This is a genomic window from Algihabitans albus, assembly GCF_003572205.1.
Lineage (GTDB): Bacteria > Pseudomonadota > Alphaproteobacteria > Kiloniellales > DSM-21159 > Algihabitans > Algihabitans albus.
Window position 1 is genome coordinate 696,952 of the sequence record NZ_QXNY01000004.1, and the last position, 26,237, is coordinate 723,188.

Below are 26,237 nucleotides of genomic sequence, written 5' to 3' on the forward strand. Positions count from 1 at the left end.
CGTGGTTACTCCGCGGCCTTGAGCTGAGCGACTGCGTCCGCGCAGCGCCGACAGGTCTGCGGCGCCTCGGGCACCCGGCCCACCTCGGGCAGCAGTTTCCAGCAGCGCTCGCACTTCTCGCCCTCGGCCGGCTTCGACACGACCCAGACGCCGGGGACTTCCTCCAGGCTGTAGGCGTCGCTCGGTCCGTCGCCTTCCAGCACCTTGATGTTCGAGACGATGCAGACCTCGGCGAAGTCGATCGAGTCGACCGCCGCCTTGGCCGCGGCCTCCTCGACCCAGACCTTCGGGTGCGCCTGCAAGGAAGCGCCGATCCGTTTTTCCGCCCGCTCCAGTTCCAGCGCGCCGGTGACGGCGCGGCGAACCTGTCGGATCTTCGCCCATTTGGCAGCGAGGTCTTCGTCGCGCCAGTCGTCCGGCAGGTCGGGGAAGAGGCGCAGGTGGATGGAGTCCGGCGCTTTGCCGCGATGCTCCCAAGCCTCTTCGGCGGTGAAGCAGAGGATCGGAGCCAGCCAGGCGGTCAGATGATCGAACACCAGATCCAGAACCGTCCGGCAGGCCCGTCGTCGCAGCGCATCGGCCCGGTCGCAGTAGAGACTGTCCTTGCGGACGTCGAAGTAGAAGGCGGAGAGATCGACGGCGCAAAAGCTGTGCAGATCCTGGTAGACAGCATGGAAGTCGAAGTTTTCGACATTGCGGCGCACCGCTTTGTCGAGGTCCCACAGGCGGTGCAGAACCCAACGCTCCAGCTCGGGCAACTGGTCGAGCGGCAGGCTTTCGGATTCGTCGTAACCCTCCAGGGCGCCCAGCAGGTAGCGCAGCGTATTGCGGAACCGCCGGTAGCTGTCCTTGAGCTGCTTCAGGATGTGTTGCCCGATGCGGATGTCGTCGGAATAGTCGGAGGCGACCACCCAGAGCCTTAGGATATCCGCGCCGTCCTGGCCGACGATGTCGTGCGGGCTGACGACATTGCCCAGGGACTTGGACATCTTGCGGCCGTCCTCGTCGAGCACGAAGCCATGGGTCAGCACCGCCTCGTAGGGCGCCCGCCCCCGGGTGCCGGCGGACTCCAGCAGCGAGGTGTGGAACCAGCCGCGATGCTGGTCCGAGCCTTCCAGGTAGAGCGAGGCCGGCCATTGCAGTTCCGGGCGCGCCTCCAGCACGAAGGCGTGAGTCGAGCCGCTGTCGAACCAGACCTCCACGACATCGAAGATCTGCGTGTAGTCGGCCGCATCGTAGTCGTTGCCGAGCCAGCGCTGCGGCGGCGACTCGAACCAGGCATCGCCGCCCTCCTCCTCGAAGGCGGCGGCCACGCGGTCGATCACCGCCTGATCGCGCAACGGCTCTCCGGTCGCCTTCTGCACGAAGAGCGGCAGCGGCACGCCCCAAAGGCGTTGGCGCGAGATACACCAATCGGGCCGCTGCTCGATCATCGACCGCAAGCGCGTCTGCCCGCCCGCCGGCACGAAGCGTGTCCGATCGATCGCCTTCAGCGCCTTTTCTCTCAGCTCGTTCGTCTCCATCGAGATGAACCACTGCGGCGTGTTGCGGAAGATCAGCGGAGCCTTGGAGCGCCAGGAGTGCGGGTAGCTGTGCCGCAGGCTACTCTTGTGGACCAGTTTCTCAGCCTCGATCAGGGCGCGGATCACGGCCCCGTTGGCATCGCCGTCCTTGCCCTCGGGCGTCAGCACGCGGGTGCCGGCGAACAGGGGGACGTGATCGAAGAAGCTGCCGTCGGCATCGACGGTCTGCGGGATCTCGAGGCCCTTCTTGCGGCCCAAGGCCCAGTCGTCCGCGCCGTGACCCGGCGCGATGTGCACGAAGCCGGTTCCCTGATCCATGGTCACGAAATCGCCGGGGAACAGCGGGACGTCGAAGTCGTAGCCTTCGCCCCGCAGGGGATGGGCACAGATCGTACCGGCCAGATCCTGCCCCTTACCCTGCCAGATCACCGTCCGTTCGAGAATGCCGGCCGCCTCACAGAAAGCCTCCGCCAGATCGGCTGCCACAATCAGCAGCTCGTCGCGCTGCGCGCGGCTGTTTTCGCCGACGGCATCCACCTCCAGGCAGAGATAGGTCTCGTCCTCTCCGTAGGCGACGGCGCGGTTGCCTGGCAGCGTCCAGGGCGTCGTGGTCCAGATCACCACGCTCGCGCCCTGCAGTCGTGCGGGGGCCTCGATGAGGGGGAACCGGACCCAGACGGTGGCCGACTTATGCTCGTGGTACTCGACCTCGGCGTCGGCCAGCGCCGTCTTCTCGACCACCGACCAGAGCACCGGCCGCGCGCCGGCATAGAGACCGCCGCCGATCAGGAACTTGCCGATCTCGCGCACGATCTGCGCCTCGGCGGCGTAGTTCATGGTCGTATAGGGGCGCTGCCAATCGCCGATCACCCCGAGCCGCTTGAACTCCTCGATCTGGATCCCGATCCACTTCTCGGCGAAGGCGCGGCATTCGCGGCGGAACTCGACCTTATCGACGGCGTCCTTGTCGGCGCCGCGCGCGCGGTAGCTCTCCTCGACCTTCCACTCGATCGGCAGGCCGTGGCAGTCCCAGCCCGGCACGTAGTTGGCATCCTTGCCCAACATCTGTTGCGAGCGGTTGATGACGTCCTTCAGCACCTTGTTGAGCGCATGGCCCATGTGCAGGTGGCCGTTGGCGTAGGGCGGCCCATCGTGCAGCACGAACTTCTCGCGTCCCTCCGCGCTTTCGCGCTGGCGGGCGAAGAGATCCATCTGCGCCCACTTCGCCAGGATTTCCGGCTCGCGCTTCGCAAGTCCGGCACGCATGGGAAAGTCGGTCTTCGGCAGGAAAACGGTTTCGCGGTAGTCGACGCTCATCGAATTTGGGCCTTCGGCTGCAGTGCCCGACGGACGGCCTCTTGCGCATCTGTTCGGCGCGTGGGCGTGGCAGGCAAGCTGTGGTAGCGGATCGTGGCGTTCGGGGAAAGCCCGCGCTGACAGTCAGCTGATGGATCTCTGAAATCCGCAAGGCCGCAGGCGAGCAGATGCGTCCCGGCCCTCGTTCAGAGGACCGGGCCGATAATTCGCCCGGGAAAGCGGCGAAGGGTCTGTCGCCCGTGAGGCAGTCGTGACGTCATGATGAAAAGATAAGCGGCTATGGCAGCGGGCGCTACTCTCGGGCTGTAGCGCTGGGCTGCTCTCTACGCGCTTACTCCGCCGCCTTCTTCAGATCCGCACGACGATCGACCATCAGCTTGGCCTCGCCCTCAACCACCACGGTCTCGCCGACCTTGCAGACGGTGTCGAAAACGACGCGGGCCTTTTCCGGCAGGAGTTCACGGATCGTGACGGTCGCGGTCACGGTCTCGCCGATTTTGACCGGTGCCTTGAAGCGCAAGTCCTGCGACAGATAGATGCAGCCGGGGCCCGGAAGGCGAGTTCCGAAGACGGTCGAGATGAAACCGGCCGAGAGCATGCCATGGGCAATCCGGCCGCGGAACATCGTGCCTGCGGCGAAGTCCTGGTTCAGATGCACCGGGTTCGTGTCGCCGGAGACGCCGGCGAAGTTGACGATGTCCGCCTCGGTCACTGTCTTCGCGAAGCTCGCCGACATTCCGACCGACAAATCCTCGAGATAGTAACCGTGCAAGTCCTGCATCGCGCGCCGCTCCCCAAGCCCAACTCTGCCGCACCGCACTTGTTGCAGCGCCGTAATCTCTTCGCACCTGCACCATAGCAGCGCCGTTCGGCAGCGGCAATGTGCGCCTGTTTGGCGTTCAACCTCCGCACCCTGCAGATTGCGGCTATTATTTCTTCTCTTCGAGGCTGTAGTTTTGTTGCTACAGATCGGCCATGGCGCGAAGACCGGTCGGTACTCATCCGGGGAGCGGTCGTCTTGGCACGGACCTTCGATCGACGTCAGGTGGTCTTTGGCGTCGGCGCTGGCCTGATGTTCTCGCCAATGGCTGCGGCACTGCCGGTCCAGAGCTGGAAATCCGTTGCACCCTCGGAGGTTGGCTTTGCCACAGACCTGGGGGAGAAGCTGGAAGCCGGCATTAACTCCGGCCTGCTGCGTGAGCTTCACAGCGTTCTGGTCGTACGATCCGGCAATCTGGTGTTAGAGCGCTACTACGAGGGCTCCGATGAGAGCTGGGGCGACCCACTGGGGCATGTTGTCTTCGACAAGTGGACGCTGCACGATCTGCGCTCGGTCACAAAGAGTGTCGTCGCGATTCTCTACGGCATCGCTCTGGACAGGAACTTGGTCCCGCCGCCCGAGGCCCCCTTGCTCGGCCAGTTCCTGGAGTATGCCGATCTTGCGGCGGATGAGCAGCGGGCAGCCCTGACGATCCAGCATGTCCTGACGATGACGCTCGGTACCGAGTGGAACGAGCAGACGCCTTACACGAACCCTGCCAACAGCGAGCTCATGATGGAGCGTGCCGCGGACCGGTATCGCTTCGTACTCGACCGTCCCATGGTGGATAAGCCCGGCCAGCGCTGGACCTACAACGGCGGCTGCTCGGCCCTGCTGGGTTTGCTGATCGCCAGAGGGTCGGGACAGACGCTTGCCGATTTCGCTGTCGAAAACCTGTTCGCGCCGCTTGGAATCTCGGAGTTCGAGTGGGCTCAGGGTCGCGACGGCGTTCACTCCGCCGCGTCGGGGCTGCGTCTGCGTCCGCGCGATCTGGCACGGATCGGAGCGCTGGTTCTTCGGCAGGGCCTTTGGAACGACCGGCGAATCGTGTCCCAGGCTTGGCTTTTGGAGTCTTTTCGGCCTGCGATCGCCACCGGCGATGGGCTGGACTACGGTCGCCAGTGGTTTCTTGGTCGCGACCGGGCTCCTGCTTTCGATGCTGCCCAACGCTGGATCGCCGGCTTCGGAAACGGCGGTCAACGACTCTGGATCATGCCCTCGGCTGACCTCTGCACGGTTATCACCGCGGGACGATACAATAAGAGGGACGCTTGGATCTCGCCGATGCGGGTTTGGCGGGAAATCGTGCTGGCCAATCTCGAGACGCTGTAGGTTTCGGTTCCTTGTACTTCGTTTCGGCCAGTTGGTCGGCGCGACGCCTGGACCCGACCCGCGGCGCGTTGCTAGCCTTTCCGAGTGTCCACCCGAAAGCGGAACAGGTCATGTATCGTCTCGCGGTCCTCAGTGCCCTCCTGGTACTGCTCTCAGGCTGCGCCTCGGCCGACCGGGACTACTGGCAGCCGATGCCCGAGAGCGCTCAGGCGCCTGAACTGGCGCGCATCCACTTCTATCGGCCCGAGGCCGCTTTCCTGTGGGCGGCCGAACCCCAGGTGATCGTGAATGAAAAGCGCGTTGGCCGCTTGCGCAACGGCGAGACCTTCTATCGGGATGCGCGGCCCGGGCGGTACCGCATCTACCTCGTCGGAGCGGAGGACGATGTGGTCGAGGCTGTCTTGAAAGCCGGCGACCGTATCTACGTGAAGGCGGACATCGCGTGGCGGGTGCTGGGCTTCCGCTTCGTCACGGAGCCCGCATCGGCGGCGCAGGCCGAGCCGGAGATTGCAAATCTGCAGCGCGTGACCGGGCTGGAGAGCGATCTGAGGCGCAGCAACCCGCCGCCGCCGGATCTGGATCCGCGCCCAGACATCTGACTCTTTGTCGGACAGGCATCCGCCAGACGGACCAGTGACCTTCCGGGGATCTCCGTTGAACTCCCAGATTGCTGTGCCGACCAGGACCGAGCCGGGTCCCACGTGCGTCCGTCAGGGGAAGGTCTCATCGGAGATATGAAGCCTGGCACACAGAATTGCTCGGTTGGCGAGCAGTTCGTGTCGCTATCGGCTATGTCCCGTCCACCGAGAAATACCACTTACGGGGTGCATGCGGGCCTGTCATTAGATTATCGCGTGCGCCCTCTCTGGCCCTCTGATATCGTTGAGTTTGCCGTGCTTGCAGTACAGGAAATCGATGTGTTGGTTCGCATTTCAAGGCGGGATTGCGGCCTATCAGGAGAGCACAGCCTGTCGTCCGAGGTTCGACCGGGAGTAGAAGAATATCTGGCTATTTCGGTTAGGCGCGGGGAGCTTGCGGGTACTTCGGGACTGTCACCGGAGGACCGGTGCGATCAACCCTCTTGGAGTTAGTTAACGGACATGCGTGAGTTTGCTCCTTCGGCGCCCGAACGCACGGGCGTCAAGGCCATGGTCAAGTGGTTCAACCCGACGAAGGGTTTCGGGTTCGTCCAGTTCGACGATGGTTCACCCGACGCTTTCCTGCACGTCTCCGTGATCGAGCGCCTCGGTCATGCCGATCTGCCGGAGGGAACGGAAGTGATCTGTGACCTCGCCCAAGGCCGCAAGGGCCTTCAGGTTCATCAGATCACCTCGATAGAGCACCTGCCGGAGGGCCGTCCGGGCGGCGACTTCGGCGGCGGCGGATATGGAGCTGGCGGCGGGGGCGGTGGCTTGTATGGCGATCGCCCGCGGCGTCCGGCGCCTCCGCCGGCGGGCCCTCCCGTCGAGGGAACCGTTAAGTTCTTCAACGCGGATAAGGGCTTCGGTTTCGTGGTTCCCGACGATGGCACCCAGGACATCTTCGTCTCGGCGCGGACCTTGCAGTCGAGCGGCTTGGCGTTCCTGGAGCCGGACCAGCGGGTTCGCGTGACTACTCGCATGGGTCAGAAGGGCCCCATGGCGGCAACGCTGGAACTGGCCTGACTGCCCGTGGGCCTGACTGCCGTTTAAACGGAGCGGCGCCCGAAACGGGATAGTGAAGCGGGGCATAACGTCCCGGGCGACGCGCCCATCGTCGTGCCGGCACGCTTGCCTGCCTGCGATCTCCATCCCGCATCCCGCCGTTTCGGCCCTGATCGGCGCCTGTCCGTAAAAGTTTCCGGGAAGCGGTGCGACACCGCTTGCGTCCGGTGCGGCGCTTGCGTCGAACGGTCGACAGATCGCTGAAACGGCCTTCCTCCCGATCGCCATCGCGGTTTCCGACAGAGTGGTCCGCTCGTCGTGGAATAGAACGGGGCACTCCGCCGTTCTCTGGGCAGCGTAACCAAACGCTGCTCGGCGGCCATAGGGCGTTCGAAAGCAGCGGCAGCCGCTTCGGCAGGAGGAAACCATGAACAACTCGCTTCAGCGCTATGTCGATTTCCGCCAGATGATGACGCGGCAGGCAGAGGCGCCCTGGTCCAATATCCCGGAGATCCTCGATCCGTCCGACGGCGGGGCCGAGGCCTTGTCGGACCGCCTGCTGTTCGAGCGCTCTGCCGTGCTGCAGGATGCGACCGAACAGGTCGAGGCCATGCGCCTGACGTTCAAGGCTATCGGCGAGGCACCGGCTTTGGGTGCCTTCGCCGCCTGATGGCCGTCCTCGGCCGACGACGTCGTCAATCGGACCGGAATCGATGCGTCTCGCGGCGTTTCCTGGTCGCGTGCTTTCCCGTTCCCTCTTTAGGTCGCTTGGCGTAGCGTCGCTGCGGGGTGCGCGGCAGACGTCGGGCAGGAGGTGCGAGGCGAAGATGGCAGCGACGGTGGAGATCGGGCACGAGCGGCGCCTGGCGCTTGAGGAGGTATTCGCCGTTGCCGAAGGTGCGGCCGTCTCGGTGAGCTCGGCCACGCTTGACCTCTTGGCCCAGCGGCGGCGGCAGATCGAAGCCTACGTGACCTCGACCGACGAGCCGGCCTATGGGTTCAATCGTGGCTTCGGCAGCAACGTGCGCGACAAGGTCGATTCGGCACGCCTGAAGGGGCTGCAGGTCAATCTGATCCGCAGTCACTCGATCGGTCTGGGCGAGGCCGCGCCGGTGGAGGTCGTTCGCGCCACGATGCTGCTACGGGCCCAGTCCCTGGTGCGGGGTCACTCCGGCGTGCGCCCCCAGGTGGTCGCGCAGCTGGTTGCCTTCCTCAATGCCGGCCTCGCGCCCGTTGTCCCGCAATTGGGCAGCGTTTCCGCCTCCGGCGACCTCACGCCGCTCAGCCACGTGGCGCTTGGCTTGATCGGCGAGGGCGAGGTCTTCGTCGAGGGTCGGCGTCAGCCGACCCCCGAGGCCTTGTCCCGCTTCGGTCTGGAGCCGCTCGAACTGGAAATGAAGGAGGGTCTGGCGCTCAACAACGGCGTGCAGTTCACGGCTGCCTTCGGAGCCCTGGCGACGCTGCGGCTGGAACGGCTGCTGCGGACCGCGGCGGTGTCCACGGCGGTGTCGGCGCAGGTCATGCTGGGGGCCGATACGCCCTTCCGGGCTGATCTGCATGCGCTCAGACCGCATCCCGGTTCGGTGAAGCTGGCCGGCTGGATCCATGCCCTGATGGCCGGCTCGCCGCTGCGCGAAGCGCATCGCCCTTACGAGATCGACGGTGAAATCCAGGACCCCTACAACCTGCGCTGCGCCGCGCAGATCCTTGGTCCCTGCTGGGACTTGGCTGAGCGCGCGCGCAAGACCCTGGAAATCGAGATCAACGCGGTCACCGACAACCCGATCCTGCTGCAGGCCGCCGAGCATCGGGACAACGGGGAGGGCTGGGGCGACTGGGCCGGGCAGATGGTCGAGATCGTCTCCGGCGGCCACTTTCACGGTATGCCAGTGGCGGTCGACATCTACGGCCTGCTGCAGGCGCTCGGAATTCTGTCGAGCCTGACCAACGCGCGCTGCCAGCGCTACGTCGATGCGGATCGGAACAAAGGCCTTGGGCCGCAGCTCAAGTGGCCTGGGGCCGACCGGGACCTGAGCGAGAAGCCGGAGCTGTTGGCCGAGCGGGCGACTCGCTCGGGCATGATGCTTCCGGAGTATGCGACGGCGGCGCTGACCAACTGGATCTGGGGTCAGGCGCTGCCCAGCCATCTGATGAGCCTGTCGACCGACAGCGGGCAGGAGGATCACGTCTCCATGGGCGTCAACGTCGCGATCCGTGCCTACGAGGCCCTGCCGCGTGCGGCCGAAGCGCTGGCCGTCGAACTGGCCTATGCCAGCCAGGCCGCGGCGTTGCGCCGGGAGATGCGGCATCTGCCCTCGCGCGCCGGCCGCGACGATCCGGCGGCCGGCAAGACGCCCGTGGACTGGCACCCGATTCCGCCGGAAGCGCGTCGCCTCAGCCCGGCCGGCGAGGCCGCCGTCGCCGCCGTACAGCGCCATGTCCCGCCGGTCATCGAGGACAGGGTCTTGTCGGGGGAGCTGCAATCGCTCGGCCGTGCCCTGCTGGACGGCGAGATCCTGCAAGCGGTGGGTCCCTACGTGGATCTCAATTGAGATCTAGTCGAAGCCGACCGGAACGAGGCTGCGGACGACCGGGCCGATCTGGGCGATGGCGACGCGGTCTTCCTGGTTGTAGCGCATGTTCTTGACCACCACCTGGCCGGCCTCCAGCTCCTCGGGGCTGGCGATGATGACGATGGGAAAACCACGCCGGTCGGCGTAGCGGAGCTGCGCTTTCAGCTTGCGGTCGTCGAGGAAGACTTCGGTGGCGATGCCGGCGCGGCGCAGCCGGGCGGCCAGCTCCTTGTAGGCCGGCAGGGCGTTGCGGTCCTGCACCGTGACCAGCACCGGCGCGATGGCCGCCGCCTCCGGCGTCACGATGCCGGCCTCGAACAAGCGGCTCATCAGCCGGGTCAGCCCGATCGAGATCCCCACCCCTGGAAAGGTCTTGTCGACGAAGGTGCCGACCAGATCGTCGTAGCGACCGCCCGAGCAGATCGAGCCAACCTGCGGGAAGTCGTCCAGGCGCGTCTCGTAGACCGTGCCGGTGTAGTAGTCGAGGCCCCGGGCGATCGAGAGATCGATCTTGAAGTAGTCGGGGAAGAGGGCGCGTTCGTCGGTAACGTCGACCAGTTCGCCGTCGTCGACGCGCGGCAGAACATTGTCCGGTGCGGAGCGGACGACGGCCTCCAGTTCCGCGACGCCCTCGGCAAAGCCGGCGTTGACGTCCAGGGCCTTCAGCTGAGCCAGAATCTCTTCGTTGCTGCCCTTGGTATCGAAGAAATGCAGGATGCGCTCCGCCTGCTCGGCGGCGAGGCCGAGTTCGCCCAGCTTATGCAGGACTTTGCCGGCGCCGATCTTCTCCAGATCGTCCACGACGTTCAGCGCGGCGCGGACCGCGACGTCCTCGGTCAGCCCGACCGACTGGAACAGGCCGGTCAGGATCTTGCGGTTGTTGACGCGGATGGTGAACTTGCCGATCCCGAGACGGCGAAAGAGCTGAAAGATCACGGCCGGGATCTCGGCGTCGTACTCCAGGCTCAGCGCCTCGTCGCCGATGACGTCGATGTCGCACTGCACGAACTGGCGGTAGCGCCCGGCCTGGGCGCGCTCGCCGCGCCAGACCGGTTGGATCTGATAGCGCCGGAAGGGGAAGCGCAGCTTGCCGTAGTGCTGTGCCACGTAGCGTGCCAGCGGCACGGTCAGATCGAAGCGCAGCGCGAGTTCCTTTGCGCTGTCCTCGGCCCCCTCCTCCTGGACGCGGCGCAGGCCGTAGACCTCCTTCTCCGCGATGCCCTTGGCCAGCAGGACCTCGGTGCGCTCGACCGCCGGCGTCTCGATCGGCAGAAAGCCGAAGGACTCGTATGTCGCGCGAATCACGTCGACCGCCCGGTTGATGGCGATCTGCTGCTCGGGCAGGAACTCGGGAAAGCCGGAAATCGGCTGGATGCGCAGGCTCATGGGTCGCTGGCAGACTTGCTTTTTCGGGGAAGACGGCGAGCGCTTGATAAAGGAGGTATGGGCGCGGCGCAACCGCTTGGCCGAACGATCGAAGGTCTCGGACGCTCTAACTCGGCTCAGCCGGTTTATCGAGCCGGCGAAGCTGGGTGGCGGTGAGGCTGACAAGAAAGATCGCCAAGGCCGCGACCACGATCGACGGGCCCGAGGGCGTGTCGAAGCGCAGCGAGCCGAACAGGCCCATTAGGGCGGCCAGCCCGCCCAGACCGGCGGCGACCACGGCCATCGCCTCCGGGGTCGTCGCGAAGCGCCGGGCGGCCGCGGCCGGGATGATCAGGAGCGCGGTGATCAGGAGGATGCCGACCACCTTCATGGCCGTGGCGATCACCGCCGCCATCAGCAGCATGAAGATCAGACGCGCGCGCTCGGGCGCCAAGCCCTCCGCGGCCGCCAGTTCGACATTGACGGTGCCCGCCAGCAGCGGCCGCCAGATGGCGATCAGCACCGCGATCACCGCCAGCCCGCCGCCGTAGATGAGCAGGAGGTCTTGGCGCGAGACCGCGAGAATGTCGCCGAACAACAGGCCCGTCAGGTCGACCCGCAGCCAGGTCATGAAGGCGATCAGAACCAGGCCGAGCGCCAGGGTCGAATGGGACAGGATGCCGAGCAGGGAGTCGGCCGGAACGATTTCGCTCCGCGACAGCAGCACCAGGGCCAGAGCGACGCCGGCGGCTACGAAGAAGACGCCCAGGATCAGATTGAGATCGAGCAGCGCGGCCAGGGCGATCCCGAGCAGGGCCGAATGGGCCATGGTGTCGCCGAAGTAGGCGAGGCGCCGCCAGACGATGAAGCAGCCCAGCGGCGCGGCGACCAGGGCGACCCCGACGCCTGCCAGCAGGGCCCTCAGAAAGAAGTCGTCGAGCATGGCGTCAGTCCAGCTCCCGCTCCGCATCCGGGCGAAGCGGCAGCGGCACGACGCGGCCTTCATGGTCGTGCGCGTGATCGTGCTGGTGCTCGTAGACCGCCAGCGCCTGGGCCGCCCGCGCGCCGAACAGTCGGCGGTATTCGGCACTCTCGGCAACGGCGTGAGGCGTGCCGCTGCAACAGACATGATGGTTCAGGCACACCACCGTATCGGTTGCGGCCATGACGATGTGCAGGTCGTGGGAAATCAGCAGAATGCCGCAGTTGAGCCGGTCGCGGATTTTCCGGATCAGGTCGTAGAGAGCGATCTCGCCGGCGAAGTCGACGCCCTGGACGGGCTCGTCCAGGACCAGCAGGTCGGGACGACGCACCAGCGCGCGGGCGATCAGGGCCCGCTGGAACTCCCCACCCGACAGGGTCTGCAGTTCGGCCTCGGCGAGATGGTCGACGCCGACCTCGGCGAGGGCCCGGTCGATCTCCGCCGGAGGGTGGCGCTCGGTCAGCGTCATGAAACGATGGACGGTCAAGGGCAGGGTGCGATCGATCGAAAGGCGCTGCGGCACGTAGCCGATGCGCAGTCCCGGGGCGCGGATCACTCGACCGCTGTCGGGTCGCAGGACGCCGATGGCGGCCCGGACCAGCGTCGACTTGCCGGCACCGTTGGGTCCGATCAGGGTCACGATCTCGCCGCGTCCGACGGAGAGGTCGACGTTCCGCAGCAGCCAGCGTTCGCGTCCGGGCGCTCCGCGCCGAATGCCGAGGCCTGCGAGCGTCAGCAGCGAGTCGGCCGCGGCCGGGGCGGGGACCGGCAACGGGTCGGGTCTTGGGTCCGAGAGCCCTCTTTGCGCCATCTCTTGTCCAGCAACGCGCCCGGCGTGACCGCGGGCCGTCGTCCATCTCAGGTAGGAGGTATCACGTTATGTTATTTCATAACACTGCCCGCTACGCTAGATCCCCGATGACCCCCAAGCAAGCCTGCGCCTGCGGCGGTCACCCGCGTCCGGGGACCTCTCGTCTCAGACTTCTGTCGAGTCTTCCGTGGCGATCAGTTTCGGTTCGCGACCAGAGTCTCGCCATCGACAGTTTCGATCGCCAACTTGCCGTCGGGGCGGATCTGGTAGCGGGCGGCCCCCGCCAGCAGACTAAGGAAGCTGCGCTCCTGCTGCATCAGCGGAAGCGGGCAGCCTTTCCGGGTGGCTGCAATCTCGCCGAGTGACAGCTCGCCGCCCTCCGCGCTTTCGAAACTCGAGCGATAGCTGTTGCAGGAGGCGAAGCCGCCGAGAGAGCCGTTCTCGCCGAACTCCAGGGTGGCGCGAGAGCGGTCCAGTAGAGGAACGCCCGCGATCTCTTCGACCTGCCATTGCGGCCCGCTCAAGGTCGCCGGGGTTGCGGCTTGTACGGGCGTGACGGCGGTGCTGACCCTGCCGCTCTCCGCGTTGCCGGTCGGATCGCTCGCGACGGCGGTCCCGCCATCGGCATCTGCATCTACGGTGGTCATCAGCGTGCAAGGGGGCAGCCGGCGGAAGCCGATGCTGAAGCTGGCCGCGCGATCCTCCGTGTGAAACACCACCGGGGCCGCTGTCGTGCCGCCGCTATACTTCACGCCTTGCCCGGCCAGGCCGGGCGACAGGCGGTAGGCACGGTCGTCGATCGTCACCAGCAGATCCCGGTCGATCGGCTGTGTCTTCAGAAGAACGGAGCCGCATTGGTAGCTCGCGGTCTGTCCCAGGCCCTGCGGCAGTTCGGAATCGGACGAACCACAGCCAGCCAGCAGAGCCGTCGCCGCCAGCCCGGCTATCAAAAACCCTGATTTTCCCACGTCCGTTAACCGCCCGCCGTACCTGACTCTTTATTGCTTGGCGGCAGCTATCGCCGCGCTGGTGCCCCTGGAGGGAATCGAACCCCCACTCCTTTCGGAACGCGATTTTGAGTCGCGCGCGTCTACCAGTTCCGCCACAGGGGCACCGTGGGGCGCAGAATAGTCGCTCTCGGGCGCGGTGCAAGTGCCACGCTACTGCAAGGGGCTGAGCGGCGGTTTCGTATGCGCTTCGGCGGGGGGTTCGTTGCAGGGACCGGCCTGGTGGTGGACCAGGCGCCACCCGCTTTCCGACTTTCGGAAGATGTTGGTGGCCACCAGCAATGCGTTGCCGATGGCCTCGTAGCAGACCACCATGCCCAGCGGTTCGCCGTCGCCGCTTGCGATCAGCAGCGCCTCGGGGGCCCGGCAGTCGATGTTGGCGGGGCCGCCGCCCTCGAAGATCGCACGCCAGGACTCCAGGACTTCGTGACGGTCCGTCAGCGCGCGCCACCCCGGATGGATACAGGCGACAGGCCCGGAATCGTCCCAAAGCTCGGCCAGGGCCAGAAGGTCGCGGTCGTTGAAGGCGTCATAGAAGCGCGTGTTCGCCTCCAGCAGTTCGGCCAGCGGATTCATCGCGTCTCCCGTTTCTTCCTCGTTGCCTATCCCCCCTCTGTCACAACACCCTAACAGGCCGAACGGCAGACGGCGATTGAAGGAACACCGCCGGTGCGGCTATAGCAGCGCGGCGGCAGTTTAACTGGGAGGGGCTTCGGCAGTGCGCTGGGTACGCAGCCTATACGACTGGACCATGGCGCAGGCCGAGCGGCGCTATGCGCTATCGGTCCTCTTTGCCGTCTCCTTCATCGAATCCTCGGTCTTTCCAATTCCACCGGACGTGTTGCTGATCCCCATGGTCTTGGCTGCACGCGACAGAGCTTGGCTGATCGCCGGCGTCTGCACCGTGGCATCTGTGCTGGGCGGGGTCGCCGGCTATGCCATCGGGTATTACTTCTATACGGGGATCGGCGAGCCGATCCTCGAGTTCTACGGCTACATCGACCGGTTCGAGGCCTTTGCCGAGTCCTATAACGAGTGGGGCGCCTGGATCGTCGCGGGCGCCGGCTTCACGCCCTTTCCCTACAAGCTGATCACCATCGCCAGCGGCGTGACGCAGCTCGATATCGGCACTTTCATGATCGCGTCGGTGGTTTCGCGCGGTGGCCGCTTCTTCCTGGTCGCCGCCTTGCTCTGGTGGTTCGGCCAGCCGATCCGCCGATTCATCGAGAACAACCTGCCGCTGCTTACCTGGCTGTTCTTCGCCCTGCTGCTGGGCGGCTTCCTGGTAGCCCGTTTCCTGGTGTGAGGTCGCGGCCATGACCATATTCCGGGTCATGAGTACGCGCTCTTCGAGCTTCGCGCCCCAGATTGCGACCCGGTTCACGCCGTGGCTCGCCGCCGCCGTGGCGGCGGCGGCACTGCTTGGCGCCCTCGCTTTTGAGTATATCGGCGGGTATCCCCCCTGCCTGCTCTGTCACTGGCAGCGCTATGCCCATATCGCCGCCTTGGGTCTGGCTCTGGCAGCCTTGCCGCTTACGGGCCAGGCGCGACGCTTTGCCACGATCGCCTCGGCCCTGGCCTTTCTGGTCGGGGCGGGCATCGCCGGTTTTCATGTCGGTGTCGAGCAGGGCTGGTGGACAGGCCTGCCCGGCTGCAGTGCGCCTGACATCCAGGGGCTCGATGTGACCCAGCTCCGCGAGCTTCTGATGCAGGCCGAGGTGGTTCCTTGCGACGAGATCGCCTGGTCCCTGATAGGGATCTCGATGGCTGGCTGGAACCTGCTCTTGTCGGCCTTCACCGGGGCGGCCATTGTTTGGCTCACGGCCTTCGGAGAACGTAGGAGCGAAGCATGAGCGAAACCGCAAAGCCCGAGCGACCCGAAAGACGGCGCGCCCTGCCGGGCGATCCCGACCGCCGCGAGCGGCTCGAGCGGCTCCTGCGCGTCGATCTGGCTGGCGAATACGGTGCCCGGCGGATCTACGAAGGGCAACTTGCGGTGCTTGGCCGCTCCAGGGCTGGCCCCACGATCCGCGAGATGTGGGAGCAGGAGGCCAAGCATCTCGACTACTTTGAGAAGGCCCTGCCGAAGCATAGGGTGCGTCCGACTGCCCTCCAGCCGGCCTGGCATGTCGCCGGCTTCGCCTTGGGCGCGGTGACGGCCTTGATGGGTGAGAAGGCGGCGATGGCCTGTACCGTCGCGGTCGAGGAAGTGATCGACGAGCACTATGCCCGGCAGGCCGAGCAGCTCTCCGACGACGGTGAGGAAGGCGAACTGAAGCAGGCGATCCTCGAGTTCCGCGAAGACGAAATCGAGCACCGGAACACCGGCATCGCCCATGGCGCCGAGGAAACCGTCGCCTACGAAGGCCTGACCGGCATCATCAAAACCGGTTCGCGCTTGGCCATTTGGTTGAGCGAGCGCTACTGAGACCGCCGCGCTGCGGCGCGCGACCGCCCGTTTGCAAGACCCCGTCGGTTGGCTCCGGCAACACCGTGTCCTACCGGTGATCGCCCAATCCTTCTTCATTCAGGCCCTGAAGCGGGTCAACGCTGGCTTCGTCATCCCCGTCTTCTGCGCCACGCCGGTCTTCGCTGCGCTTTACGATCCGGCAATTCTCGGCGAGCGGATGGGTCCCGTCGCGGAGGGGGCCGGTCGCATCTGCGAGGGCACTGCCGGTCGTGATCGGCGCAGTCCTGCTGGCCTGGCGCGAAGGCCGCAAGGTTCATCCGCGAGATACGATTTTTTTACGACCTGGGGCGCAGTCTGTCGGCCTTGCATTTCGCAGCGGCTGGCAGGATGTCATGGCCCTTATCGTACAAGACCCCTCAGGTCCCAAAAGTTGGTGGCGGGAGCTGACCGGCTTCCTTTATGATCTCTTACATAGCGAGGAGCAGGCCGAACGCCGCGAGCTTCTGGCCCGCGCCGCCGCCGAGCGCGCGCGCCAGGATCCGAAGGAGCCCGCCGCGCCGCAGTGGCTGCGTCTGGACTGACGTCAGGACTCCAGCTCGGAATCCCAATAGAGAAAGTCCGACCAGCTTTCGTGGAGGAAGTTGGGCGGAAAGGCGCGGCCGTTTTCCTGAAGCTGCCAGGTGCTCGGCTGATGCGGCGCATTGAGCGGGAACATGTCGACTTCGCGCGGCAAGCGGTTGCCCTTGACCAGGTTACATCCTTGGCAGGCCGTGACGATGTTGTCCCAGGTCGTGCGCCCGCCGCGCGAGCGCGGGACGACATGGTCGAAGGTCAGTTCCTCGGTCCGCCGCCGGTCGCTACAGTATTGACAGGCGAAGCGGTCGCGCAGGAACACGTTGAAGCGCGTGAAGGCGGGCCGGCGATCCAGATGAACATATTCCTTCAGCGCGATCACGCTGGGGAGTTGGATCTCGATCGAGGGCGAGTGCACCTTCTGCTCGTAGTTCGCGAGGATGTTCACCCGGTCGAGGAAGACCGCTTTGATGGTGTCTTGCCAGGACCATAGCGAAAGCGGGAAATAGCTGAGCGGACGGAAATCCGCATTCAAGACCAAGGACGGATAACTGTCGGCCATATCTGAGGCCCGTCTCCCTATCGGTCGAAGTATCGCGACACCCGGGCCGCAATGACTGTCTTTACATAAAGCAGCCCCGGACAGAACACAAGATGTGGTGCGGGTTAGCCGGGAATCTTCATGCTCTTGTCATAAGCGCCTGCGCGAAGATACTGATTTGATTGTGCGATCGCCTGCCTTGGACAAGCCGAGACCGCACTGCGACTTGTGGTCACCGGCCTGGCGTCAGTCTTCGACTTCGCCGAACAGCTCTTGAAGGAAGTTCGCGGCCATCGCAACGCCTGCCTCGTCGATGCCGTGCCCCAGGCCGGGGCGCAGGTCGGGCGTCACCTCGACCCCCGCCGCCCTCAAGGCCTGGGCCGCGGCGTCGAGGGCTTCCGGCGACACCACCTCGTCCTGGTCGCCGTGAACCAGAAGGACCGGCGGCCGGCTTACGATCTCCTGCATCAGCCGCTCGCCGCCGACCAGCAGGCCGGAGTAGCCGATCACGCCGGCACAGGCTTTCCGCCGCCGGAGTGCCGTGTGGAGCGCCATCATTGTGCCCTGGCTGAAGCCGGCGAGCACCAGGCTCTCGTCACCTAGTCCGTAGCGGGCCAGTTCGTCGTCCAGGAAGCGGTCGAGCAGGGTCCGGGCCTCTTCGGCGCCGACATAGAGCGACTCGGGCGTGCGAACCTGCAGGCTGAACCACTGGTAGCCGAAAGGTGCCATATCGCAAGGACTTGGGGCGTCCGGTGCCACGAAGACGGCATCCGGCAGGACTGTCCCGAGAACGGGCGCCAGCGCGATCAGATCCTGGCCGTTCGCGCCCAGGCCATGCAACAGCACCACCAACTGGCGCGGCGTGGCGCCGCTGCGTGGGCCTTCGCGCGGTCCGTCGAGCGTGATGTCGTCACTCGCGGTGGTCATGATTGTCCCCTGGCGCCTGTCCCATGGTGGCGACTCACGCCATCTTCGAAGTTCGATCGCCCGTCCGACAACAAGCGATGGCCAATCGGTCCGAGGCTTCAGGCCGCGGTTGCCGAGTCTTACTGCATGCGGTCAGGCGCGTCAGCCCTTTATCCCGAACCCGGTCGCGCTAGTGGACAAGAGGGACGTCGCCATTCCTTTTGGACCGCCTTGCGGTCGCGGAAGGCTTCCTGCGCCGCCGCCAATTCATCCCCAGTCGTCGGGGATCGCATCGGCCTGGCGCCGGTAGTGCCAGAGCATTCGGGCGGCAACGGCGCGATAGGGACGCCAAGCTTCGGCCAGGCCCGCGAGGGTTCTGGCGTCCGGCCGCACCTCCAGTCCCTTGAGGAGCTGTGCGCCCGTCATCAGACCGATATCGTCGGCCGGAAAGACGTCGGCGCGACCGAGAGAAAACAACAGATAGACCTGAGCCGACCAGCGGCCGATGCCCTTCGCGCGCGTCAAGGAGTCGATTGCCGCCTCGTCGTCGAGCGTGGTCAGTTGCTCCAGATCGATGGCACCTTGGCCGACCGTCTCGGCCAGCGCACGGGCGTAGCGTTGCTTCGGACGCGACAGGCCGATTGCGCGCAGGTCCTCGTCCGTCAGGGCCAGAAAGGTCTCTGGCGTGATGGGGTCGCACCGAGCGGCCAGCCGATCCGCGATTGCCTGGGCCGAAGCGAGCGAAACCTGCTGGGCGATGATGATACGCAGAAGCGTCGCAAAACCGGGTGCCCGGTACCGCAGCGGCGGTAGCCCGACCTCTTCCAGGGCGCGGAGGAAATCCGCGTCGATCCGGCCCAATGCCTCCAGCGCTGCGGGCAAGGTCTCTTGCGTGACGATCAAAGCTCTGTCTCTTTTCATGGCAACTCGTTTCGATCCCGGTCGGCTGCCCCGCAGCCGCGGAGCTTAGAGCAAAGGGATAGCTACGATGTCCTCTTGCTCTAAGCTCCGCGGCAGATTATCCGACCTTGAGCCAGGGCGTGTCTCTCCGAAATATGATCGCCAGTTTCTCATCGACCGGTAGCGACGTGAGTCGCTTCGCCCCCTCGCCGAGCGGACGCTTGCATCTGGGCCATGCCCACTCCGCGCTCTTCGCGGCGCGCGCTGCCGGCCGGCAGGGCCGCTTTCTGCTGCGCATCGAGGATATCGATGCCGGCCGCTGCCGGCCCGAATTCGAGGCGGCGATCTACGAGGATCTGGCCTGGTTAGGCCTCCACTGGGCGCAGCCGGTCCTGCGCCAGTCGGAGCGTTTCGCAGTCTACGATGCGGCGCTCCGCCGGCTCGAAGAGCGAGCCCTGGTCTATCCCTGCTTCTGTACCCGCAAGGAGATCGCCGCCGAGATTGCCGGCGCGGGCGCCGCGCCGCACGGTCCCGAAGGGCCGCTCTATCCCGGGACCTGCCGCAGCCGCAGCGCGTCCGAGCGTCGCCGGCGTCTTGCCGCCGGAGACCCTCATGCCTGGCGTCTCGATCTGGTTAGAGCCGTCGCGGAAACGCCCGCCTTGACCTGGCACGATTGCGGCAGAGGCACGCAGAGAGCGCAGCCGGAACTTCTGGGCGACGCGGTGTTGGCGCGAAAGGATGTCCCGACCAGCTACCACCTGGCCGTCGTGCTGGACGACGCGGCTCAGGGCGTCACCCTCGTGACCCGCGGCGCCGACCTTTTCGTCACCACGCATCTCCATCGCCTGCTGCAAGCGCTGCTCGATCTCCCGGTTCCCCGGTGGCATCACCATGACCTGCTCTCCGACGCCAAGGGCCGGCGTCTGGCCAAACGCCACGACGCCCTCTCTCTGGCTGCATTGCGCGAGGCGGGTCTCAGTCCTGCCGAGGTCCGCGCTCGGGCCGGCTTTCCGGAGGCCCCGCCGTCGCCCTCTTGAACAGGCCCTGGCCACAACCTTGAATAAGTTAACCTAATATAAAATACCAATTAATAGTATGACGGGCTGGTCGTGGAAGCGGTCGAAGGAGCGGCAAGCGGATCGCGGCGACGGGTTCCCGGAAGAGGGTTACAGGAAGACCATGGGCGAGGAGGTCTTGTCGGAAATCCACGGATATTGGAGCCGCCATCTGAGAGGGCGCCGGATGCCGGCTCGTGCGGATATCGATCCGGCCGACATCCCGCACCTGCTGCCTTACCTGATGTTGACCGACGTTCTGGAGTCCGGGCACTACCGCTACCGCCTTGTCGGCACCGAAGTCGAACGCAGCTTCGGCGCACCCATGACCGGTCGCACACTCGAGGAATTGATGTTCGGCGACTACCTCGTCTACATGACCGGTCTCTACCATCGCGCCGTCTTCGAGAAGCGTCCGATTTTCTCCACGTCGCGCTATGGCGGTGTGGACCGCGATTGTCCGCTCTTCACCAAACGGGTGATGATGCCTCTGTCGAACGACGGCGAGCGTGTCGATATGCTGCTGTCGGCTCAGGTGTTTCTTCGGATGAGCGCCCTGGACGACCGAACGGCCCACATGCTGCTGCATAGTGTCGGCCACAGCAGCTTCGAAGAAACGGGCTACACGACGAAAGAAGCGGAGATGCCTGTCTTGGAAATGCCTGCCGACACGACCTCGGACTAGGAAGTCACCTCGAAGTAGAAAGGCAGCCGCGCGCCGGCGGCCGCCGTTTCCTGGCTCTCCGACAGCTCGACTACTGCTTGAAGGCTTCGATCTCCAAGATGATCGCGACCTCGTCGCCGACGGCTGGGACGAAGGCATTCATTCCGAAGTCGGACCGATTGATTGTCGTAGTGCCGGAGAAACCGGCGGTCATGACACCGTCGTAGCTGGGGATCGGGTGCGCCTTCAGGGCGTTTAGGGTTGTCTCTAAAACGACCGTCTGCGTGACGCCGAGAAGCGTGAGTTCGCCCGTCACCATCGCTGTCTCATCGCCGGTGCGCTCGACCGATGTCGAAACGAAGGTGATGGTCGGATGAGCTTCGACGTTGAAGAAGTCGGCGCCGCGCAGATGACCGTCGCGCTCCTCATGGTTGGTATCGAGACTGGCCGCCTGGATGGTCACCTCCACGCGCGAGTTGTCGGGGTTGGCTTCATCCAGCACGATGACGCCATCGGCATCGTTGAAGCGGCCGATGGTGTCGGAGAAGCCAAGATGGTCGATGCGGAAGACGACGTCCGTGTGGCTCTTGTCGAAGGCATAAGTATCGGCGGCGATGGCCGGCACGGACGAAACGGCGAGCACCGCGACGGCGGTCGCGCCCAGGAGAGCGCCGGTCGGAAAGGCGATAGGGATCATCGATTTGACTCCTTCTCTTGATTGAAAATCTTGCACTTCGGCTCCGGACGGCTATCGCCGCGTCGCCAGAATCTCGAAGACGATGCGAACTTCCGCCGCGATCATCGAGGTGTCGGCCCACAGGCCCTGTCCCACGCCGTAGTCCAGGCGGTCGAGGGCCAGCCCGCCGGCCGCCTCGGCCGTCTCGCCGGTCACCGCGAGGGTGAAGGGCAGAACGACCGGGCGTGTCGTGTCGCGCAGCGTCAGATCGCCATGTGCTTCGAAGCTTCCCTCTCCGGTCGCCTCGAAGCGTTCGGCCAGGAAGCGGGCTTCCGGGAAGGCTTCGACATGCAGCAGCCCGTCGCCCTTGACGGAATCGTCGCGGTCGCGTGCGCCGCTGTCGACGCTGGCCGTCTGGACGACGATCTCCACGCGGCCGGTCGCGGTCTCGGGATCGAACGCGATGTCGGCGCTCCACTCGTCGAAGTATCCCTCCACGTCGCTACCCGACTGGATGGCGATGAAGCCGACCCGGCTCTCGTCATGGTTCGCCACCCAGATGGGCGCCTCTTGGGCGGCTGCCGGCAGGGCGAGCAGAAACACCAGGACGGCGACGACGGGAAACAACGGTGTAAGAAACGGCATGGGCGGCGGATCTCGCTTACTGTTCGGGAAAGGCTACCGGCGTGCCTGCGGCAACATGCGGCGCAACACCGTATCTTTCTTGATGAAATGGTGGCGCAGGGCGGCACCGGCGTGCAGGGCGATCAGCGTCAGGAGAACCCAGGCCGACCAGAAGTGGACGGCGGAGAGCGTGTCGAAGAGCGCCTGGTCGGTCCCGATCGGGTTGGGCAGAATGAAGCTGCCGAAGAGGATGGTCGGGAAACCCGAAGCCCAGGACATCACCAATCCGACCAGCGGTTGGCTGAAGAGGAAGAGGTAGAGGCCAAGGTGGGCGGCGTGGGCGGCCAGACGCTCCCAGGTTGCCATGTTGGCCGGCATTGGGGGCGGAGGGTGACGGAGGCGCCAAGCCAGCCGCAGAACGGCGAGAGCCAGAATCGTCAGCCCCACGGTCTTGTGCCAGTTGTAGAGATCGATCTTGAGCGGACCGAGCGGCAGCTCGACCATGATGACAGCCAGAAGGAAACTGCCGGTCATCAGTAGAGCGGTCAGCCAGTGGAAGATCTTCGCGCCGGCCGTATAGCCCGCTGCGTCGTCCTGCGTCGTCTGCACCGCGGCGGTCCTGTCTTCCGACGCGGGGGATCGTGACGTTGGGGGTCCTTGGGCGGCGGGCGAGTTGCTGGCCATGGGCGCGCGTCCTCCTTGCCATTCATATGGCCCGCCGCGGCGCGCGCGCTAGCCGCGCATCTGGAAACGCTCTGTTCGCCAGAGTTTGTCTGAGGAAACGATCGCAGTTAGGCCGCCTCGCGGCAATTGCCTTCTACGATCTTCAGGATATCGGCCATGATTGCTGTCAGATCGTAGTCCTTGGGCGTATAGACGGCGGCGACGCCGGCGTCGCCCAGCAGCTTGGCGTCCTCCGGCGGGATGATGCCGCCGACGACGACCGGCAGGTCGCCCAGGCCTTGTGCCTTCAACTCGGTCAGGGTGTCCTGGACGAGCGCCACGTGGCTGCCGGAGAGGATCGAGAGGCCGATCACATGGACGCCCTCCTCCAGGGCGGCGTTGACGATCTGCTGGGGGGTCAGGCGAATGCCCTCGTAGACCACCTCGAAACCGCTGTCGCGGGCGCGCACGGCGATTTGCTCGGCGCCGTTCGAATGGCCGTCGAGGCCGGGCTTTCCGACCAGCATCTTGATCCGACGGCCGAGCCGCTCGGAAACTTCAGCGACGCGTCCGCGCAGGCTCTCCAGGCCTTCTCCCGCCTCGGGACGGGCAGCGGCCTTGCCGACTCCCGTCGGAGCGCGGTATTCGCCGAAGACTTGACGCAGCGCATCGCCCCACTCGCCGGTGGTGACACCCGCATGGGCGCAGGCGATCGAGGGCTCCATGATGTTGCGGCTCTCGGCAGCGGCGTCTCTCAGCTCAGTCAGAGCCTTATGGGCGGCCGCTTCGTCGCGTTGGGCGCGCCAGGCCCGCAGGGCTTCGACCGTGGCGCGCTCGCTCGCCGGGTCGACCGTCATGATGCCGCCGTCGACGCCTTCAAGCAGAGGCGAAGGCTCGCTCTCAACGAACTTGTTGACGCCGACTACGGTCTGCGCGCCGCTCTCGATGGCTTGGAAGCGGGCCGTCGCCGCAGCGACGAGCTGTTCCTTCATGTAGCTCGATTCGACCGCTGCGATGGCGCCGCCCTGCGCCTCGATCCGGGCCATCTCCTCGCGCGCGGCGGCGCAGAGCGATTCGACCCGCCCCTCGATCTCCGGGTTGCCGGCGAAGATGTCGCCAAATTCCAGCAGGTCGGTCTCATAGGCGACGATCTGCTGCAGGCGCAGGGACCACTGCTGGTCCCAGGGACGCGGCAGACCCAACGCCTCGTTCCAGGCCGGCAGTTGCACGGCGCGCGCCCGCGCGTCCTTCGACAGGGTGACGGCCAGCATCTCGAGCAGGATCCGGTAGACGTTGTTCTCCGGTTGCTGCTCGGTCAGGCCCAGGGAGTTGACCTGCACGCCGTAGCGAAAGCGGCGGTAGCGCTCCTCCTCGACACCGTAACGCTCGCGGCAGATCTCGTCCCATAGGCGCGTGAAGGCGCGCATCTTGCAGATCTCGCCGATGAAGCGGATGCCGGCATTGACGAAGAAGGAGATGCGTCCGACCGCGCGCGGAAAGTCGCCGGGGTCGATGCGTTCGCGCAGCGAATCCAGGATCGCGATGGCCGTGGAGAGCGCGAAGGCCAGCTCCTGAACCTCCGTCGCGCCGGCCTCCTGCAGATGGTAGCTGCAGACGTTCATGGGATTCCACTTCGGCACCTCGCGATAGGTGAAGGCGACCACGTCGGCGGTCAGCCTGAGCGAGGGCTTGGGCGGAAAGATATAGGTCCCGCGCGAGAGATACTCCTTGACGATGTCGTTCTGCACCGTGCCCTGCAGCTCGGCGCGGGGCACGCCCTGGCGTTCGGCGGCGGCGATATAGAGCGCCAGCAACCAGGGAGCCGTCGCGTTGATCGTCATGGAGGTGTTCATGCGGTCGAGCGGGATCTCGTCGAACAACGCCTGCATGTCGCCGAGATGGCCGACCGGTACGCCGACCTTGCCGACTTCGCCCTTGGCCAAGGGATGGTCGGAGTCGTAGCCGGTCTGGGTCGGCAGATCGAAGGCGACCGACAGACCCGTCTGCCCCTTGGCCAGATTGCGTCGATAAAGCGCGTTCGAAGCCTGGGCCGTCGAATGGCCGGCGTAGGTGCGCATCAGCCAGGGTTTGTCCCGCTCGCGTTGCTCTTCGCTTTTGCGGGAGGATTCTTGCTGCGCTGCATCGGCGCTAAGCCTCTGAACGGTCATGCAATCCTCCGGAATGTCACCAAATTACCTACATGCATATTTTTCAGACCTAAAGTTGCTACAGAACGACCAGATCCGAAAGAAACGTGTTATTGTGCATTGCAAAAGCCATGTTTGGCTTGTAAGAGTCAAGTCCCCGCTGGAAGTAATGGTATGCTAGCCAGACCACCGGTGTCGTACAAGCTGTCGAGAGAGTGACCCCTGCGGCGCCCTTTCCGGCGGTTTCCATGGCGGTGGTGACGGAGCGACAGCGGAGGACCGACGACCCGGCCGAGGGCACGCCAGCGAAGCGAGCGGCCCCGCGCCAACCGAGCGGACGATAACCGATTCGGGCCAACCAGTTAGGCAGAGGACCTTTCACACCCATGACTCAGACATCATCGGAGGCGGCGGAGGTCGTGCAGTTGCACCCCGGACAGTCCGCCAAGGAACTCTATGAACTCGGCGAGATTCCTCCGCTCGGCCACGTGCCGAAACAGATGCACGCCTGGGCGATCCGAAAGGAACGTCACGGCGATCCCGACAAGGCGATGCAGGTCGAAGTCGTGCCGACGCCGGAGCTCGACAGTCACGACGTCCTCGTCATGGTGATGGCCGCCGGCGTCAACTACAACGGCGTCTTCGCCTGCCTGGGCAAGCCCGTCTCCGTCTTGGACTATCACGACTGGGGCTATCATGTGCCCGGGTCGGACGCCACCGGCATCGTCTGGGCGGTCGGCAGCAAGGTGAAGCGCTGGAAGGTCGGCGACGAGGTCGTGGTGCACTGCAACCAGGACAACGGCGACGACGAGGAGTGCAACGGCGGCGATCCGATGTTCTCGCCGAGTCAACGGATCTGGGGCTTCGAGACGCCTGACGGCTCCTTTGCACAGTTCTGCCGCGTGCAAGATCGTCAGCTTATGCCACGGCCGAAGCACCTGACCTGGGAAGAGTCGGCCTGCTATACGCTGACCCTGGCGACGGCCTATCGTATGCTGTTCGGCCATCGGCCCCACATTCTGCGTCCGGGCGACAACGTTCTGGTCTGGGGCGCGTCGGGCGGCCTGGGCACCATGGCGATCCAGTTGATCGCGACCGCAGGCGCCAACGCCATCGGTGTGATTTCCGACGAGTCGAAGCGCGACTTCGTGCTGTCGCTCGGCGCCAAGGGCGTGATCAACCGGAAGCACTTCGACTGCTGGGGTCAGATGCCCCAGGTGAACAGCGACGACTACAAGACCTGGTTCACCGAGACCCGCAAGTTCGGCAAGGCGATATGGGAGATTACGGGCAAGGGCAACAACGTCGACTTCGTGTTCGAGCATCCGGGCGAAGCGACCTTCCCGGTCTCGGCCTTCGTCGTGAAGCGCGGGGGCATGGTCGTCTTCTGTGCGGGCACCACCGGCTACAACCTGACCTTCGACGCCCGCTACGTCTGGCAGCATCAAAAGCGTATCCAGGGCAGCCACTTCGCCAACCTGATGCAGGCCAGCCAGGCCAATACTCTGATGGTGGAGCGGCGCATCGATCCCTGCATGAGCGAGGTTTTCGGTTGGGACGAGATCCCGGAAGCGCACATGAAGATGCTGAGGAACGAGCACAAGCCCGGCAACATGTCGGTTCTGGTGCAGGCCAAACGCCCCGGTCTCCGCACCCTCGAGGATGCGATCGAGGCGTAGATTTCACGCGGGAGTGCGTTATCGAG

Annotated in this window: 26 protein-coding genes and 1 tRNA gene; 12 read left to right on the forward strand and 15 right to left on the reverse strand. The window is 65.4% G+C overall.

The genetic code is table 11. The features are described from left to right. Positions 1-5: 5 nt before the first annotated feature. Positions 6-2,840 (reverse strand): isoleucine--tRNA ligase, encoded by a 2,835-nt coding sequence (gene ileS / locus DBZ32_RS13400; RefSeq protein ID WP_119167614.1) that lies wholly within the window; start codon positions 2,838-2,840, stop codon positions 6-8. Between the two features lie 331 nt (positions 2,841-3,171). Continuing rightward, positions 3,172-3,621 carry a MaoC family dehydratase gene (locus tag DBZ32_RS13405; RefSeq protein WP_119167615.1) on the reverse strand — a complete coding sequence of 150 codons (450 nt, stop codon included), beginning with the start codon at positions 3,619-3,621 and terminating at the stop codon, positions 3,172-3,174. Positions 3,622-3,858: 237 nt separating this feature from the next. Between DBZ32_RS13405 and DBZ32_RS13410 the strand changes: the two genes are divergently transcribed. From DBZ32_RS13410 to DBZ32_RS13430, 5 genes are all read left to right on the forward strand, one after another. Beyond that, positions 3,859-4,992, forward strand: coding sequence for a serine hydrolase domain-containing protein (locus tag DBZ32_RS13410; RefSeq protein WP_208539215.1), 1,134 nt, complete (start codon positions 3,859-3,861; stop codon positions 4,990-4,992). A 110-nt stretch (positions 4,993-5,102) separates the two neighbouring features. Then, entirely contained in the window at positions 5,103-5,591 is a 489-nt protein-coding gene (locus tag DBZ32_RS13415) for a DUF2846 domain-containing protein (protein WP_119167616.1), read from the forward strand. 501 nt (positions 5,592-6,092) lie between these two features. Continuing rightward, on the forward strand, positions 6,093-6,656 hold the full coding sequence (locus DBZ32_RS13420) for a cold-shock protein (protein WP_119167617.1): 564 nt from the start codon (positions 6,093-6,095) through the stop codon (positions 6,654-6,656). Positions 6,657-7,062: 406 nt separating this feature from the next. Further along, a complete protein-coding gene (locus DBZ32_RS13425; RefSeq protein WP_119167618.1) occupies positions 7,063-7,305 on the forward strand; it encodes a hypothetical protein in 243 nt (80 codons plus the stop codon). Between the two features lie 157 nt (positions 7,306-7,462). Beyond that, positions 7,463-9,187, forward strand: coding sequence for an HAL/PAL/TAL family ammonia-lyase (locus DBZ32_RS13430; protein ID WP_162906746.1), 1,725 nt, complete (start codon positions 7,463-7,465; stop codon positions 9,185-9,187). 3 nt (positions 9,188-9,190) lie between these two features. On the opposite strand, the gene hisS is transcribed toward DBZ32_RS13430, so the two are convergent. From hisS to DBZ32_RS13460, 6 genes are all read right to left on the reverse strand, one after another. Continuing rightward, the gene (hisS, locus tag DBZ32_RS13435) at positions 9,191-10,594 is read right to left on the reverse strand and encodes a histidine--tRNA ligase (RefSeq protein WP_119167620.1); all 1,404 of its coding nucleotides are present in this window, start codon (positions 10,592-10,594) and stop codon (positions 9,191-9,193) included. Positions 10,595-10,700: 106 nt separating this feature from the next. Then, positions 10,701-11,516, reverse strand: coding sequence for a metal ABC transporter permease (locus tag DBZ32_RS13440; RefSeq protein WP_119167621.1), 816 nt, complete (start codon positions 11,514-11,516; stop codon positions 10,701-10,703). Between the two features lie 4 nt (positions 11,517-11,520). After that, positions 11,521-12,327: a zinc ABC transporter ATP-binding protein ZnuC gene (gene znuC / locus DBZ32_RS13445; protein ID WP_328587489.1), complete on the reverse strand. Its 807-nt coding sequence runs from the start codon at positions 12,325-12,327 to the stop codon at positions 11,521-11,523. 233 nt (positions 12,328-12,560) lie between these two features. Then, positions 12,561-13,316, reverse strand: a complete 756-nt coding sequence (locus DBZ32_RS13450; protein WP_119167623.1) for an META domain-containing protein — start codon at positions 13,314-13,316, stop codon at positions 12,561-12,563. A 77-nt stretch (positions 13,317-13,393) separates the two neighbouring features. Further along, a tRNA-Leu gene (locus tag DBZ32_RS13455) sits at positions 13,394-13,478 on the reverse strand. A 48-nt stretch (positions 13,479-13,526) separates the two neighbouring features. Then, positions 13,527-13,949, reverse strand: coding sequence for a nuclear transport factor 2 family protein (locus DBZ32_RS13460; protein WP_119167624.1), 423 nt, complete (start codon positions 13,947-13,949; stop codon positions 13,527-13,529). Positions 13,950-14,091: 142 nt separating this feature from the next. Here DBZ32_RS13460 and DBZ32_RS13465 point away from each other — a divergent pair, with 142 nt between their 5' ends. The 4 genes from DBZ32_RS13465 to DBZ32_RS22485 all read left to right on the forward strand — a co-directional run bounded on the left by DBZ32_RS13465 (position 14,092) and on the right by DBZ32_RS22485 (position 16,364). Beyond that, positions 14,092-14,679, forward strand: a complete 588-nt coding sequence (locus tag DBZ32_RS13465) for a YqaA family protein (protein ID WP_328587490.1) — start codon at positions 14,092-14,094, stop codon at positions 14,677-14,679. A 10-nt stretch (positions 14,680-14,689) separates the two neighbouring features. Next, the gene (locus tag DBZ32_RS13470; protein WP_235830188.1) at positions 14,690-15,226 is read left to right on the forward strand and encodes a disulfide bond formation protein B; all 537 of its coding nucleotides are present in this window, start codon (positions 14,690-14,692) and stop codon (positions 15,224-15,226) included. After that, positions 15,223-15,801, forward strand: coding sequence for a demethoxyubiquinone hydroxylase family protein (locus DBZ32_RS13475; RefSeq protein ID WP_119167627.1), 579 nt, complete (start codon positions 15,223-15,225; stop codon positions 15,799-15,801). The genes DBZ32_RS13470 and DBZ32_RS13475 overlap by 4 nt, the downstream gene beginning before the upstream one ends. 251 nt (positions 15,802-16,052) lie before the next feature. Beyond that, positions 16,053-16,364: a hypothetical protein gene (locus DBZ32_RS22485; RefSeq protein WP_235830189.1), complete on the forward strand. Its 312-nt coding sequence runs from the start codon at positions 16,053-16,055 to the stop codon at positions 16,362-16,364. A 2-nt stretch (positions 16,365-16,366) separates the two neighbouring features. Here DBZ32_RS22485 and DBZ32_RS13485 read toward each other — a convergent pair whose 3' ends face one another. The 3 genes from DBZ32_RS13485 to DBZ32_RS13495 form a co-directional block, all read right to left on the reverse strand. Beyond that, positions 16,367-16,918 carry an HNH endonuclease gene (locus tag DBZ32_RS13485; protein WP_119167629.1) on the reverse strand — a complete coding sequence of 184 codons (552 nt, stop codon included), beginning with the start codon at positions 16,916-16,918 and terminating at the stop codon, positions 16,367-16,369. A 225-nt stretch (positions 16,919-17,143) separates the two neighbouring features. After that, positions 17,144-17,824, reverse strand: a complete 681-nt coding sequence (locus DBZ32_RS13490; protein WP_119167630.1) for an alpha/beta hydrolase — start codon at positions 17,822-17,824, stop codon at positions 17,144-17,146. A gap of 246 nt (positions 17,825-18,070) precedes the next feature. Next, positions 18,071-18,724 (reverse strand): DNA-3-methyladenine glycosylase family protein, encoded by a 654-nt coding sequence (locus tag DBZ32_RS13495; protein ID WP_119167631.1) that lies wholly within the window; start codon positions 18,722-18,724, stop codon positions 18,071-18,073. A 134-nt stretch (positions 18,725-18,858) separates the two neighbouring features. Here DBZ32_RS13495 and gluQRS point away from each other — a divergent pair, with 134 nt between their 5' ends. Both gluQRS and DBZ32_RS13505 read left to right on the forward strand, forming a co-directional pair. Then, on the forward strand, positions 18,859-19,740 hold the full coding sequence (gluQRS, locus tag DBZ32_RS13500) for a tRNA glutamyl-Q(34) synthetase GluQRS (protein ID WP_119167632.1): 882 nt from the start codon (positions 18,859-18,861) through the stop codon (positions 19,738-19,740). A 142-nt stretch (positions 19,741-19,882) separates the two neighbouring features. Next, on the forward strand, positions 19,883-20,443 hold the full coding sequence (locus DBZ32_RS13505) for a PAS domain-containing protein (protein ID WP_268877947.1): 561 nt from the start codon (positions 19,883-19,885) through the stop codon (positions 20,441-20,443). A 70-nt stretch (positions 20,444-20,513) separates the two neighbouring features. Here the strand turns inward: DBZ32_RS13505 and DBZ32_RS13510 are convergent, their stop codons facing one another. The 4 genes from DBZ32_RS13510 to DBZ32_RS13525 all read right to left on the reverse strand — a co-directional run bounded on the left by DBZ32_RS13510 (position 20,514) and on the right by DBZ32_RS13525 (position 24,553). After that, positions 20,514-21,119, reverse strand: coding sequence for a YceI family protein (locus DBZ32_RS13510; protein ID WP_119167634.1), 606 nt, complete (start codon positions 21,117-21,119; stop codon positions 20,514-20,516). A gap of 51 nt (positions 21,120-21,170) precedes the next feature. Next, positions 21,171-21,743 (reverse strand): YceI family protein, encoded by a 573-nt coding sequence (locus tag DBZ32_RS13515; RefSeq protein WP_119167635.1) that lies wholly within the window; start codon positions 21,741-21,743, stop codon positions 21,171-21,173. 33 nt (positions 21,744-21,776) lie between these two features. Continuing rightward, a complete protein-coding gene (locus DBZ32_RS13520) occupies positions 21,777-22,331 on the reverse strand; it encodes a cytochrome b (protein WP_208539217.1) in 555 nt (184 codons plus the stop codon). A gap of 182 nt (positions 22,332-22,513) precedes the next feature. After that, a complete protein-coding gene (locus tag DBZ32_RS13525; protein WP_119167637.1) occupies positions 22,514-24,553 on the reverse strand; it encodes a protein meaA in 2,040 nt (679 codons plus the stop codon). A gap of 365 nt (positions 24,554-24,918) precedes the next feature. On the opposite strand from DBZ32_RS13525, the gene ccrA reads away from it, so the two are divergent. Continuing rightward, entirely contained in the window at positions 24,919-26,211 is a 1,293-nt protein-coding gene (gene ccrA, locus DBZ32_RS13530) for a crotonyl-CoA carboxylase/reductase (protein ID WP_119167638.1), read from the forward strand. Positions 26,212-26,237 lie beyond the last annotated feature (26 nt).